At 38.8% G+C, this 12,886-nt stretch carries 15 protein-coding genes; 5 read left to right on the top strand and 10 right to left on the bottom strand.

What is annotated here, in order from left to right; all coding sequences use genetic code 11:
- Positions 1-51: 51 nt before the first annotated feature.
- The 7 genes from BK580_RS01155 to BK580_RS01125 all read right to left on the bottom strand — a co-directional run bounded on the left by BK580_RS01155 (position 52) and on the right by BK580_RS01125 (position 5,063).
- Entirely contained in the window at positions 52-351 is a 300-nt protein-coding gene (locus BK580_RS01155; RefSeq protein ID WP_078378559.1) for a hypothetical protein, read from the bottom strand.
- Positions 352-482: 131 nt separating this feature from the next.
- On the bottom strand, positions 483-797 hold the full coding sequence (locus tag BK580_RS01150) for a YwdI family protein (protein WP_078378558.1): 315 nt from the start codon (positions 795-797) through the stop codon (positions 483-485).
- Positions 798-811: 14 nt separating this feature from the next.
- Positions 812-1,333, bottom strand: coding sequence for a DUF420 domain-containing protein (locus BK580_RS01145; protein WP_078378557.1), 522 nt, complete (start codon positions 1,331-1,333; stop codon positions 812-814).
- A gap of 13 nt (positions 1,334-1,346) precedes the next feature.
- Entirely contained in the window at positions 1,347-1,556 is a 210-nt protein-coding gene (locus BK580_RS01140) for a hypothetical protein (RefSeq protein ID WP_078378556.1), read from the bottom strand.
- A 105-nt stretch (positions 1,557-1,661) separates the two neighbouring features.
- A complete protein-coding gene (locus tag BK580_RS01135; RefSeq protein WP_078378555.1) occupies positions 1,662-3,416 on the bottom strand; it encodes a methyl-accepting chemotaxis protein in 1,755 nt (584 codons plus the stop codon).
- Positions 3,417-3,559: 143 nt separating this feature from the next.
- Complete coding sequence (locus BK580_RS01130; protein ID WP_078378554.1) at positions 3,560-4,369, bottom strand: ion transporter; 810 nt, start codon at positions 4,367-4,369, stop codon at positions 3,560-3,562.
- Between the two features lie 22 nt (positions 4,370-4,391).
- Positions 4,392-5,063: a uracil-DNA glycosylase gene (locus BK580_RS01125; protein ID WP_078378553.1), complete on the bottom strand. Its 672-nt coding sequence runs from the start codon at positions 5,061-5,063 to the stop codon at positions 4,392-4,394.
- 320 nt (positions 5,064-5,383) lie between these two features.
- Here BK580_RS01125 and zwf point away from each other — a divergent pair, with 320 nt between their 5' ends.
- Together zwf and BK580_RS01115 are read left to right on the top strand one after the other, a co-directional pair.
- Positions 5,384-6,859, top strand: a complete 1,476-nt coding sequence (gene zwf / locus BK580_RS01120; RefSeq protein WP_078382598.1) for a glucose-6-phosphate dehydrogenase — start codon at positions 5,384-5,386, stop codon at positions 6,857-6,859.
- A 109-nt stretch (positions 6,860-6,968) separates the two neighbouring features.
- Positions 6,969-7,583, top strand: a complete 615-nt coding sequence (locus BK580_RS01115) for a cyclase family protein (protein WP_078378552.1) — start codon at positions 6,969-6,971, stop codon at positions 7,581-7,583.
- Between the two features lie 443 nt (positions 7,584-8,026).
- Here BK580_RS01115 and gndA read toward each other — a convergent pair whose 3' ends face one another.
- Both gndA and BK580_RS01105 read right to left on the bottom strand, forming a co-directional pair.
- A complete protein-coding gene (gene gndA, locus BK580_RS01110; protein WP_078378551.1) occupies positions 8,027-9,436 on the bottom strand; it encodes an NADP-dependent phosphogluconate dehydrogenase in 1,410 nt (469 codons plus the stop codon).
- Between the two features lie 142 nt (positions 9,437-9,578).
- Positions 9,579-10,223 carry a DUF1836 domain-containing protein gene (locus BK580_RS01105; RefSeq protein ID WP_078378550.1) on the bottom strand — a complete coding sequence of 215 codons (645 nt, stop codon included), beginning with the start codon at positions 10,221-10,223 and terminating at the stop codon, positions 9,579-9,581.
- A 168-nt stretch (positions 10,224-10,391) separates the two neighbouring features.
- On the opposite strand from BK580_RS01105, the gene htpX reads away from it, so the two are divergent.
- A complete protein-coding gene (gene htpX / locus BK580_RS01100; RefSeq protein ID WP_078378549.1) occupies positions 10,392-11,270 on the top strand; it encodes a protease HtpX in 879 nt (292 codons plus the stop codon).
- A 55-nt stretch (positions 11,271-11,325) separates the two neighbouring features.
- Here the strand turns inward: htpX and BK580_RS01095 are convergent, their stop codons facing one another.
- Positions 11,326-11,583 carry a GlsB/YeaQ/YmgE family stress response membrane protein gene (locus BK580_RS01095; protein ID WP_078378548.1) on the bottom strand — a complete coding sequence of 86 codons (258 nt, stop codon included), beginning with the start codon at positions 11,581-11,583 and terminating at the stop codon, positions 11,326-11,328.
- 153 nt (positions 11,584-11,736) lie between these two features.
- Here BK580_RS01095 and BK580_RS01090 point away from each other — a divergent pair, with 153 nt between their 5' ends.
- Both BK580_RS01090 and BK580_RS01085 read left to right on the top strand, forming a co-directional pair.
- Positions 11,737-12,183 carry an SRPBCC family protein gene (locus BK580_RS01090; protein ID WP_078378547.1) on the top strand — a complete coding sequence of 149 codons (447 nt, stop codon included), beginning with the start codon at positions 11,737-11,739 and terminating at the stop codon, positions 12,181-12,183.
- Positions 12,184-12,297: 114 nt separating this feature from the next.
- A complete protein-coding gene (locus BK580_RS01085; RefSeq protein WP_078378546.1) occupies positions 12,298-12,879 on the top strand; it encodes a VanZ family protein in 582 nt (193 codons plus the stop codon).
- The last annotated feature ends 7 nt before the right edge of the window (positions 12,880-12,886 follow it).

Below are 12,886 nucleotides of genomic sequence, written 5' to 3'. Positions count from 1 at the left end.
CGGAAATTAATCACACAAAAACGCCCCACCTCGATGGTGTTGGGCGTTTTTCTAACGAGTATGAAGGTAAATTTGGAGCGCTTGCTTAAGTTCTCTTTCCTTCTTTGTCGTTTGTATATTATAATGATCGCCATCTAGGTTTGTAATGAAGTCGTTATAGCCTTGCGTGTGCAAAAATTCATTCACACTTGTGACGTCTTCTCTTGTCGTTAGTAGCGTTTTTTGACCAACAAAATCACCATTTACATAAACTTCATAGCGATCATGGGTTAGCTTTGACGATGTATCAATCATTTGACCATTTATAAAAGGAACTAACCCGAAAAAGGTTCCATCTGTTCTACCCACCATATAAAAACACCTCCATTGCTGGGGTGTTTTTAGTTTGAGTACAAATCATACAATTTAGTATGGTAACTTTTCGGAAGTTCGATTATTGTTGGGCAATTTTTCACCATCTCATCCAGCATTAGATCTGGCTACTAGAAGTCGAAAATCGAATCGCCGTTCGCTTCATCCTCTTTTATTGGCTTAGAGGGGAGCGTGGTAATTGGTTGAATCGGTTGTTGAATTGGGACTTGAGGAACAAAGTTGTTCATTGGATAGCTAGGAGTCGCTGCTTGGACTCTCGGCGCAACGGCTTTTTGCTCATATTCGTCATCTGTTTCTAGCGCTAGCTCACATAAAGATTTCATCGCAGCCAGATGCTCCCGTTTCTTTTGCAGATTTCCTGTTTGATGTGCAAGATTTAATTCCGCTTGCAAACGTTGCAAAACTTTCTCTAATGTAATGCTCATTCTTTTCTTCCTCCTTAATAATACGGAGATATCATAAAGTACACAATAACGCCCGTTAAACTAACATATAACCATAATGGCATCGTCCATCGGGCAATTTTGCGATGCTTTTCCTTTTGCATGCTTAAGCCTGTTGCCAATGAATAGAGTGCTAAGGGTACAATCACGACCGCTAACACAATGTGTGTGAGTAAAATAAAGAAATAAATGGAACGAATGATGCCTTCTCCTCCAAAAGGAGTGGACTCTGTTAACGAGTGGTAAGTCACATACGTCACTAAAAATAAGGTTGTAGAAGTAAAAGCTGCTAAAATAAAGCGGCGGTGAATAGTGATGTTTTTCTTTAATATCGCGATTAGAGCGCAAACTAAAAAGATAAAGGTAAAGCTGTTAAAAATTGCATTCATCATTGGTAGGAAGGTTAGATCCACATGAGAAAGTCCTTCATATTGTGGGAGGAAAAATAAAACCACAACAAGTGCATTCACTAGTATTGAGATACCTATAATCCAAGGTAAAAAATTCTTCTTTTTCATTATTGTCTCCTTCTTAACAGTAGTACCCCTTATTGTCTGTATTTATAGACGGTTTTGCTTTCTGGCTGAATTTCATACAAATACTGCCGGACGATTGAAAGACCGCTAAAGATGGGAGCTGACTTGTCTTAAAACCAAATGCACGACAGCCTTTAGGATATTTCGCATCCCATGTCACATAAAAATGACGACATTTCATACAATCAACCCGCTTTGTTTCCATCCTTTCACTTCCTCTCCCGGTTTTCCTCATTTATTTTACCATCTTCTTGACTCAGGTAAAATAAAAAACCTGTGAAGCTAATATGCATCACAGGTTTCTGTCCGTTTATCGATGATTAATTGCTTCAATGGTGGAGGCTAAATCCTCTGCCGTTTCTTTCACTACATCTACGGTATCTTTCATACTGTTGGATACGTCTACTTGGTGATCAGCGGCATGCACTACTTCTTCCATCTGCTTTGTTAGCTCAGAGGATGAGGTTACAAGCTCATTAACAGCATGTACGATATCATTCACCCCTCCGCTTATTTCTTGCATAGCCACAGTGATGTGTGTTCCTTGTTCTAATAAAGAGCCGCTGTTATCGGAAATATCTTGAAATAACTTGGCAGAAGCCTCATTCTGTTCATTTGTTTGTTCAATGGTCGATTTAAAGGTTTCAAATTCCACTAATACGTCATTTGCGTCGTCTTGAATAAGACTGGTGATACTATTGATTTCTTTTGAAAATAGATCTGTTTGAGCGGACAGCTTACGAATTTCATCGGCCACTACTGCAAACCCTTTTCCAGCTTCTCCTGCTCGTGCCGCTTCAATTGAGGCATTTAAAGCGAGTAAGTTTGTTTGTGTTGTGATTTCATTTATACCTTTTAGAAAGCTTTGTGCCTCATCGATACTCGATTTTATTTTCGCAAAACGAACAACAATTGACTCTGTTTCCTTCGAAGATTGTTGCATCGTTTGTAACAGTTGATTAACGGAGTGGGCACCTTTTTTCGAAAGGGATTCCATATTCGCTAAGTTGTGCTTCATTTCATCCACTGTACTGTATATTTCTTGTGAACTTGCAGAAGCTTGTTCAGTAACTGCAGAAATAGCTGCCGTCCCCTCATATTGAATGGCCACTTTTTCCGTAACCTGTATAGATTTCTCTTTGATCAATGCCGATTTATTAAGGTTTTGGTTGGCCCCTTGCAACAGGTCTTCCATTACCACCTGTAGTCGCTGATTCGCATCTAAGCTACCGTTCATCAGTTGCTCGATATTCTGACCCATTGTGGTTAGAGCCTTTTCCACCTGACCGAACTCATCTTTTCTTGTCGCACGTTTTGTTGTGTAAGTAAATTGTCCATGTTGATAAGCTCCTACACGTTCTAGCAATTGATTAACTCCTTGATTAAAGGACGTTCGGAAAAAAAGCAAGGAAATGATTGGAACAATAACCACTACGATTAGCCCCACTACTGTCCAAAGGCTAGTAGAAGCAACTTGATTCCTTACTTCCTGCCTATTTTCGGCATTGAATCCTTGTAAAAATTCCATCCCGGCTACATTTGCTCGTTCGATTTGGTTGCGAGCCTTAGCTAGTTCTTCTGACGTTTGAATCCTTAACCGATCCATATTGGTAGCATTTGATACATCACTAATTAGTAAATATTGATTCGACAATGTTCCATGTGAAACAACAAAATACTGTTTTAACTGACCTAATTCTTCATGTTTTTCAAAATAAGGTTCGAACTTAGTCAGTTTCTCTTCCGTGCCTTGTATATTTTGATCGATTACTTCCAGATGCTTTTTTGAATAGCCATTAGACACGACAAAATACATATCTGTTAAAATCGACTGGTAAGACTGAACAAGTTCAAAATACTGTTCATTCAGCTCTGAAATTTGATCCATCTCTTTTACATTTTGTTGCAGCTGCATGCTGTTCGTCCAAATAACCAATGAAGCAGCTACCCCGATAACTGCTAATAATACGGTTAACAGCAATAATCTTTTTCTCATACTCCCCATCATTCTACCCCTTCCATCATCCCAAGCATCATTCACACCAATAAGTGAAACCGTTTGCACAAATCCCCTTAAAATTCCTATCTACTTAATTATTTCGGCAACATTTCCTGTATCTTTAGCACTACACTAAAAAAAATGAAGAGATTACCAATTGGGGCCTGACCCCAATTGGTAATCTCTTCTAATCATCTACCTACAATATGTTATCCTTTGTGATTTTCTTTACGGAGGAGCAGTTGTTTTAGTTCGGTGATCTCATCGGTAATTTTTGATAGCTCTTGTTTGGTTATTTCTATTTTTTCTTCTTGTAGTTCTTCTTTTCTTGCTTCTTGGATATTGTTGATGATTTCTCCAACGATTAGGTTAAGCACAATAAAGGTTCCTACTAGAATGAAGGAGATGAAATAAATCCATGATAGTGGACTTTCTGCAAAGATCGGCCGGAATATACCACTGGACCATGAATCTAATGTGATGATTTGAAATAGCGTTACAAACGATAAGTGCAAAGAGCCGAAGTATTCTGGTGAAATCTCACCAAAGAACATAACACCTAATACAGCGTAAATATAAAACACTAATCCTAACAGCATCATAATTGTTCCCAGAGACGGAATCGTCTTCAGAAATGCTGTAACTAACCGTTGTAACGATGGGATAACCGTGACAGCGCGAAGGACACGAAGCACTCGTAATATACGAAGAGCCGAAATAAAGTACGTTCCACTAAAAAACAACACACCACCAACAACCACAAAATCAAAGAGATTCCACTTACTATAAAAGAAATGATAAAACTTCTTTTCAGCCAACATTCTTAAAATAATTTCAATCGTAAAAAACCATAAAAAGAACACTTCAAACCCGTGCACCACCGAATAATACTCTTCTCGTAATGCTGGGTATGTTTCTATTCCAATTAATATTGCGTTTAACAAAATAACGCTCATTACTATGTTCACAAAATAGCGATGCTCAACGATAGTATGAATTTTTCTTTTCCATGTATTCATGACGTGCACTCCCAAACTTCATTTAAGGTGTTAATTTCCAATTAATTTCTTCCTGGCCTAAATCAGCTAATATTTGATTTACCTTTGAAAATGGTCGGCTTCCGAAAAAACCTCTATTGGCTGAAAAAGGACTTGGATGAGGACTTTTTAAAATAAAATGATGCGAGTTGGTTATCAGCTGCTCTTTTTGTTCTGCATTTTTGCCCCAAAGAATAAAAATTACAGGTTGAGAACGCTCATTTAATTTTTTGATGACTGCATCGGTAAACTGCTCCCAACCCTTTCCTTTATGAGAATTGGGTTCCCCTTGTCTAACTGTTAAAGCTGTATTCAATAACAGCACACCTTCCTTTGCCCATTCCATTAAATAGCCATGGCTTGGAGCAACTATTCCAAGATCCGTATGTAATTCTTTATAAATATTTCTTAATGACGGCGGTATCGTGACACCTTTTTGTACTGAAAAGCTCATCCCATGTGCCTGACCCTCTCCGTGATAGGGGTCTTGGCCAAGAATGACTACCTTGACCTTTTCATAGTCTGTTGCTTGAAAAGCACTAAATAAGTCCTCCTTAGCTGGGAATACTATTTTTGAAGCATACTCACTTCGAATAAATTCATTTAATTCTATAAAATAATCCTTGGTACTCTCTGCTTTAAAAAGAGCGGACCAAGTTTCACAAGTCAGGTTCATTTTTCACACCACTCCCACTACGTATATTTCAATCATAACTTTAACACAGACGAGCAATTTTTTGTCCCTCGAATATTTCGCCCTAACCGTGAGTCAAACATTCTAAATTTCCCGACTTAGTATGGTATAGTGGTATCGTAAAACATTGAAATGCTTTGTCTTTTTATATAAAATAAAATACTTGAGTAGGTTAATTTTTAAATGTTCCATACTTATTAATTAAAATACTACTATTTTACATAATTGTTCGTCCTAATCAGCCCATTGGTTGTAACACAAATCAGATTAGACTAGTTAATAAAAGTGAGGTTCTTACCGTGATTAATAAAGAAAATCCAACTTCCTTAATTGTTATTTTTGGAGCAACAGGAGATTTAGCGCAGCGCAAGCTATACCCATCCATTTATAGGCTCTATAAAAATGGCAGCATCTCCAAAAACTTTGCCGTCGTCGGTGTCGCACGCCGTCCACTAAGTAATGAAGAATTCCGGGCGAATGTCACTAAATCTGTTAGTAGTGCAGCAAATGGAGAAGGAAATGCCGAGGAGTTCAGCTCACATTTTTACTATCACCCATTTGATGTGACAAGCAGTAACTCCTATCAGCAGTTGAAAGATTTGTTAGGTTCCTTGGATCATGACTATGAAACTAATGGAAACCGTATCTTCTATTTAGCAATGGCACCAGAATTCTTCGGTACCATTGCATCCAATTTAAAAGCAGAAGGACTAACAGAAACTGCCGGCTGGAAACGACTTGTCATCGAAAAACCTTTTGGACATAGTCTTCCGTCTGCAAAAGAATTGAACGAAGAAATTCGCGAAGCTTTTCATGAGTCTGAAATTTATCGTATCGATCATTATCTTGGAAAAGAAATGGTTCAAAATATCGAAGTCATTCGATTTGCTAATGCCCTTTTTGAACCATTATGGAATAACCGCTATATCTCTAATATCCAGATTACATCCAGTGAGGTATTAGGCGTAGAGGATCGCGGTCGATATTATGAAAACTCTGGTGCACTGCGTGATATGGTACAAAATCATATGCTACAAATGGTTGCCTTACTTGCGATGGAACCACCGATTAAACTAAATCCAGAAGAGATTCGAAGCGAAAAAGTTAAAGTCCTTCGCGCATTACGCACAATCGAACAAGATGAAATAGAGAACTATTTTGTTCGTGGCCAATATGGTCAAGGCGTAATTGCTGAAGATACTGTTTTAGGTTATCGTGAGGAAAATTCTGTGGATCCTGATTCCAATACTGAAACCTTTGTTGCCGGAAAACTAGTGATCGACAACTTCCGTTGGGCTGGTGTTCCGATTTATATCCGTACTGGAAAAAGAATGTACTCTAAGTCGACAAAGATTGTCGTACAATTCAAGGACATTCCAATGAACCTTTACTATAACCTTGGCGAAAAAGTCGACCCGAACCTTCTTGTTATTCATATTCAACCTGAAGAAGGCATCACCCTGCATTTAAATGCGAAAAAATCGGGTAAAGATATAACAACTACTCCTATCAAACTTGATTACAGCAATAATTGTATCGATGGCATAAACACTCCAGAAGCATACGAGCGTCTCATTTATGATGCTATGCGCGGTGACATGACGAATTTCACCCATTGGGATGAGGTTGCACTATCATGGAGCTTTATTGACCAAGTTTCCAAAGCATGGGAAAGCAAGAAAGCAAGCGACTTCCCGAACTACGAAGCCGGATCTACTGGCCCGAAAAAAGCAGATGAATTGCTTGAAAAAGATGGATTCCATTGGTGGCCAGTATAAACTAATTTCTCTTTTTGCTTTAGAAAATCCCACTAATAGATTACCTGAAGCACCAAGGAATTAACGGCTAAAATTGGACAATAAAACGAAATAAGAGAGGAGTTTTCACATGAAAGTATATGATATTTCATCCCCTATTTTTACAGGAATGCCCGTTTATAAAGACAAACCGGAGAAGCAACCTGCATTAACAACGAACACAAACGGCTATGTAACGGAAACTCGCCTTGAGCTAGATGTTCATACAGGAACACATGTGGATGCACCTCTTCACATGATTGTAAACGGAGAAACTATCGAAACTCTTCCACTAGAAAAGCTGGTTGGACCTTGTAAAGTATTCGACCTAACTTCTGTGGAGGATCGCATTAAAAAAGAGGATATTGCTCATCTTGATATTCAAAAGGATGACTTTCTCTTATTTAAAACAAAGAACTCCTTTGATGAGCATTTCAACTTTGACTTTGTCTTTGTCGCAGAAGATGCGGCAGCTTACTTAGCGGAAATCGGAATTAGTGGGGTTGGTGTTGATGCATTAGGAATTGAGCGTAGCCAAGAAGGTCATCCGACACATAAGACTTTATTTAGTCATAATGTTATTATTATTGAGGGTTTGCGCTTAAAGGATATTGAGGAAGGCGGCTATATTATGGTTGCTGCCCCGTTGAAGCTATCTGGCGTTGATGCTTCACCAGCGAGGATTGTTTTGTTAGATATGAATTAATTATTGTACCAGGTTGCTCGCTTTTTATTTTGCGGGTAGTCTGGTATTTTTGGTTTAGTTAGATATGTTTTTGACGGGGCTTAAGACTACCCACAAAATAAGGTGATTCCTTTAAACACCCTGATGATTTCCGTGCCAGGCGTTCGCTTTCCGCGAGCGGCCTCGGGAGCCTCCTCGGCGAAAAATCGCCTGTGGGGTCTCCCTTCGACTCGCATTCCCGCAGGAGTCTCACTCCTTGCACTACAATCATCAGGGGAGACGGGGATACTTGACGCTCCATTTTTTCATCATCCATTGTGCGAATTTTGTTTGTAAGGCTCTAACAAGATTTGCTCGGTTAAGGTTTCTGCTCTAATTAACAGCGTGGATGGTTTAACGTTTTGACTATCGAGAATTCAAAAAAGCCAATCCGAGGTAAGTTTTCCTTGGATTGGCTTTTGGTTTTATTTAGACATCCATTCTGTGTGGAAGATGCCTTCTTTGTCTGTGCGTTGGTATGTGTGTGCTCCGAAATAGTCGCGTTGTGCTTGGATAAGGTTCGCAGGTAGTGTCTCGGAACGGTAGCTGTCATAGTAAGCTAGGGCGCTTGAGAATGCTGGTACTGGAACTCCATTTTGAATCGCAACGGTCATGATTTCACGTAGGCCGCCTTGATAGTTTTCTACGATGTCCTTGAAGTAAGGGTCTAATAATAGATTTGATAGTCCTGCTTCTCGGTCATATGCTTCTTTAATTTTTTGAAGGAATTGGGCACGGATAATACATCCTCCACGGAATATCATCGCGATTTCGCCATATTTTAAATCCCATTTATAGTCTTCAGATGCTGCTTTCAGTTGCGCAAATCCTTGTGCATACGAGCAGATTTTACTCATGTATAGGCCTTTACGAACAGACTCGATGAACGCTGCTTTATCACCGTTAAATTTCACTTCTGGTCCACTTAACATGCTGCTAGCTTTTACACGTTCTTCTTTCATTGCAGAAATAAAGCGCGCGAATACAGATTCCGTGATAATTGGAAGTGGAACACCTAAGTCTAAGGCACTCTTACTTGTCCATTTTCCAGTTCCTTTTTGTCCAGCTGTATCAAGGATTAAGTCTACTAGTGGCTTGCCTGTTTCTTCATCAACTTTTGTGAAGATATCTGCCGTAATTTCGATAAGGTAGCTATCTAGCTCGCCTTTGTTCCATTCTGCAAATACTTCATGTAATTCTGTAGCCGTTAAGCCAAGAACGTTTTTCAATAGGAAGTATGCTTCACTAATAAGCTGCATATCCCCATATTCAATGCCGTTGTGTACCATTTTCACATAATGACCCGCACCATTTGGACCGATATATGTGCAGCAAGGTTCGCCTTCTACTTTTGCAGAGATATCTTTTAAAATATCTTCTACTAAATCGTAAGCTTCTTTCTGACCACCTGGCATGATAGAAGGACCTTTTAACGCGCCCTCTTCTCCACCTGAAACACCTGTTCCAATAAAATGAATGCCAAGCTCTTCCAATTCTTTATTACGTCGAATTGTATCTGTATAAAGGGTATTTCCACCGTCAATTAGGATGTCCCCTTTATCTAAATGAGGCTTTAATGATTCAATTGTTGCATCTGTTGGTCCACCTGCTTTTACCATTAGTAAAATTTTGCGAGGTGATTCTAAAGATTGCACAAATTCTTCAATGCTGTATGTACCTACGACATTTTTTCCTTCTGTTTCTTGTAGGAATTCTTCTGTTTTCTCTGGTGAGCGGTTAAATACAGATATAGAATAGCCTCTGCTTTCAATGTTCATTGCAAGGTTTTTCCCCATAACTGCAAGGCCGATTACACCGATTTGCTGTTTTGCCATATGATAAAAACTTCCCTTCTTCAAGGTGATTTGGGTTCGCTATAGTTCGAATTGAAAATACCATAAAAAGCTTGATAGAATCAAGCTTTAAACCTATTATAACCTAACTTCCATAGGTGAAGCGCTTACAGATAAATATTCTTTAGTCTTTTCCATTTTCTTCGTACACATACCGTTTTGCCAATGTCTTTAAATAGGTGGTCCGCACTGAAAGCACTGCAACAACTAGAGAACGGAGAATTTTTTGTTTTTCTGCGAGTGAGAAAGATGATTCACTCATTAAATAGGCATGCACTTCTTCCTTTATATGCGCCTCCGATAACATTTCCGTTTGCGCAATCAAGTTTTCATAAAGACAAGCATATGCTTTATAGAAGCTTAATGGATGAATGATATCGTCTGTTCGATCTACAGGATTGTTAAAAATAGACTTGAGCACCCTTCTAATTGCATCAAAGTCCAATAACACTTTCATGTCCTTCACGATAAAAAGAATGGCGGCCTGCTGTATAGAGTATTTTTTACCTACTTGAGGTGTACCAATGTATTCTTTAATCTCTCTTTTTACCCAATTTTTCAATGCAGGCTCTGTATAACCTGCGCTTTCAAGCTGATTTCCGAACCATACGATATTAGACATAGTTAAACCAACTTCTTCTGATTCAGCTTTCCTATGTATATTTTGTAAATTTCTAGGCAAAATTTCTTCCCATTCATTGGTCATCTCATGCCGTAGTAATTTTTCTAAAAGCTCCGCTAATTCTAATCTTGTCCACCCTTTTGCCATCAGGATCGCACCTCATCACTAGTCCAATAATGTTCTTATAGTAAAATGCAAATTCGTTTTCGTCAAATATAGTCAAGGTATTTTCATTGAAAAATGGGAATGAACCCTCTATAATTAAAACTAAGAGATATAGGTTCATAAGAACTCAAAACAATCAGGAGGAGAAACATGGCAAAGCGTATATTCTTTTTTCTTTTAACGAATATTTTAGTTATAACAACTATCACGATCATCTTAAATTTAATCGGCTTTAGTGGTTACATTGAAAATGACCAAATTATGTTTGGCCCATTACTACTTCTTAGTGCTATTATCGGTTTCACTGGTTCCTTCATTTCCTTATTAATGTCACGCTGGATGGCAAAGAAAATGATGAACGTGAAAGTCATCGATCCAGATGGTCCAATGAATTCTCAAGAACGTCAAATCGTAGATATGGTACACCGTATGTCCCGTGCTGCAGGTATCACAAAAATGCCTGAAGTTGGTATTTACCATTCTCCAGAAGTAAACGCATTTGCAACTGGTCCTTCTAAGAACCGCTCTTTAGTAGCTGTATCTTCTGGACTTTTACAAGAAATGGACGATGCTGCTATTGAGGGTGTTATCGCCCATGAAGTAGCGCATATCGCAAACGGTGACATGGTTACAATGACACTTTTACAAGGTGTTGTGAATACATTTGTTATCTTCTTAGCACGTATCGCAGCATTTATTGCTTCTCGTTTCGTAAAAGAAGAAATGGCACCAATCGTTCACTTCATCGCAATTATTGTGTTCCAAATTTTGTTCTCTATTTTAGGAAGTATTGTCGTGTTCGCCTTCTCTCGTTACCGTGAGTTCCACGCGGACCGTGGTGGCGCAGATCTTGCTGGTAAAGACAAAATGGTTCACGCATTACGCTCTTTACAAGCACATACACACAGAATTAGAGACGAGCAGGATTCCGCTATCGCTTCTTTCAAAATTAGTGGTAAAAGAAAGAGCTCCCTCTTCTCTACTCACCCAGATTTAAATGAGCGTATCCGCCGTTTAGAAGCGAAATAATAAAAAAGGAGTGCACCTCTAATATTGAGGCGTACTCCTTTTTATTTTTATGATATTACGTAGCACTCTTCATTCCTCTTGAAATTAGGCTTAGTAAAAATACGAAGATTGCTGCTCCAATAATCGCTGGGATAATCGCCATGTCGGCAATTACTGGTCCCCATTTTCCAAGTAGCCCATGTCCAATCCAGGCTCCTACTAACCCTGCAACCATAGCTCCTAAAATACCACCAGGCATTGCGCCCGGAGCAATCGCACTTCCGATCATTCCAATTATAATTGCTATAATAATGGTAATTAATAATCCTAACATATCATTTCCCCATTTCGATTTCATTGTCCTTACTGTGTATATTTCCTGTTTTGGGAATTTCTAAACTTACAAAAGAGGAATTGTTTGATAGGATATTGAAATAGGTGTTAAAGAAATTAATTAGGCTTCCATTAAGATAAAGGAGAAAAGACAATGGCAGATATTCAAGATTCATTAATTATTAATAAACCGCTGGAAGAGGTATTCTCTTATACGGCTAATATGGAGAACGCTCCAAAGATCATGGAGAATGTCGTGGAAATTGAAAAGCTCACAGATGGATCAACGCAGGTGGGATCACGCTTTAAAGAAACTCGCGAAATTAGAGGACGGAAAGCTTCTTCTATTATTGAGTTTGTAGAGTATACACCTAATAAAAGCTATGCAGTGCAAAGTGAAACGAACGGACTGAAGGTGGTTTACTACTATGATTTCCAAGCTGTTGAAGGCGGAACGGCAGTAGAGTTTAAGGGTGATATTTTTACGACTGGCCTTGTGATGAAGCTTACGAAGCCGATTATTCGAAAAATCCTCAAAAAAGAGGACGGCGGGCACTTAAAGCAGCTGAAGAGTTTGTTAGAGGCAACGGAGGAGAAATGATTATTCTGTGACCGAGCTGACTGATGGCTCGGTTGCTTTTTTGTTTATGTACTGCTGGCAGCTCAGCCAACCAGAATATCGACACAATTTGTTAGTCAAAAGAAGGAGAACACTATGAAAAAATTTATTGTTCCTACTATTATCTCACTATTCGTCTTTCTACTATTAACCCCTTTATTTCAAGCCTTAACTTCTTATCTCCATCCCATTGTTTTACTTGTATTATTTGGGTGTATTTTCGTTTGCACTTTACTCATCTATTTATACATTCGGAACGATCATTTAACGCTTTCTGCCAACCTTCTTTCCATCTTTATGATTCTCTATGCAGTCTCTTTGCTAATCTTGCTATTCTTCCGGCCAAATGAGCAGCAATATGACACCATCAACCTCATACCTTTTTCGACCATTTCCCTCTTCTTATCTGGCGAGGTGAATTGGCTTGTTTCCTTTTATAACTTGGCTGCTAACATTGGATTATTTATTCCTTTCGGTGTTCTTCTAAAATGGCGCACCAAGAGTCGCACGTCTCTTTTGCTTGTTCCAATCTTTGCGATATCTGCGATTGAGCTTTTACAATACATTACCAGCAGAGGTAGCTTGGATATTGATGACCTCTTGTTAAATACTTTAGGGTTTTGGATTGGCTATGCCCTTACTCCTGTTTTTAAAAAGATAATTATAGTAAAAAGATAGCCAGCAT

Origin of the sequence: Sutcliffiella halmapala (assembly GCF_002019665.1) — a bacterium.
GTDB classification, from domain to species: Bacteria; Bacillota; Bacilli; order Bacillales; family Bacillaceae_I; genus Sutcliffiella_A; species Sutcliffiella_A halmapala.
Note: the sequence above shows the minus strand (reverse complement) of the source record. Positions and strands in the feature narration are given on the sequence as shown.

Bases quoted from the DNA above. Each gene is read 5' to 3' on its own strand.
- BK580_RS01115 (WP_078378552.1), top strand. From the start codon at position 6,969: ATGAAAGTATATGATATTTCATCCCCTATTTTTACAGGAATGCCCGTT.
- htpX (WP_078378549.1), top strand. From the start codon at position 10,392: ATGGCAAAGCGTATATTCTTTTTTCTTTTAACGAATATTTTAGTTATA.
- BK580_RS01125 (WP_078378553.1), bottom strand. From the start codon at position 5,063: ATGAACCTGACTTGTGAAACTTGGTCCGCTCTTTTTAAAGCAGAGAGT.
- BK580_RS01155 (WP_078378559.1), bottom strand. From the start codon at position 351: ATGGTGGGTAGAACAGATGGAACCTTTTTCGGGTTAGTTCCTTTTATA.
- BK580_RS01150 (WP_078378558.1), bottom strand. From the start codon at position 797: ATGAGCATTACATTAGAGAAAGTTTTGCAACGTTTGCAAGCGGAATTA.
- BK580_RS01130 (WP_078378554.1), bottom strand. From the start codon at position 4,369: ATGAATACATGGAAAAGAAAAATTCATACTATCGTTGAGCATCGCTAT.
- BK580_RS01105 (WP_078378550.1), bottom strand. From the start codon at position 10,223: ATGGCAAAAGGGTGGACAAGATTAGAATTAGCGGAGCTTTTAGAAAAA.
- BK580_RS01145 (WP_078378557.1), bottom strand. From the start codon at position 1,333: ATGAAAAAGAAGAATTTTTTACCTTGGATTATAGGTATCTCAATACTA.
- BK580_RS01085 (WP_078378546.1), top strand. From the start codon at position 12,298: ATGAAAAAATTTATTGTTCCTACTATTATCTCACTATTCGTCTTTCTA.
- BK580_RS01095 (WP_078378548.1), bottom strand. From the start codon at position 11,583: ATGTTAGGATTATTAATTACCATTATTATAGCAATTATAATTGGAATG.
- BK580_RS01140 (WP_078378556.1), bottom strand. From the start codon at position 1,556: ATGGAAACAAAGCGGGTTGATTGTATGAAATGTCGTCATTTTTATGTG.
- gndA (WP_078378551.1), bottom strand. From the start codon at position 9,436: ATGGCAAAACAGCAAATCGGTGTAATCGGCCTTGCAGTTATGGGGAAA.
- BK580_RS01090 (WP_078378547.1), top strand. From the start codon at position 11,737: ATGGCAGATATTCAAGATTCATTAATTATTAATAAACCGCTGGAAGAG.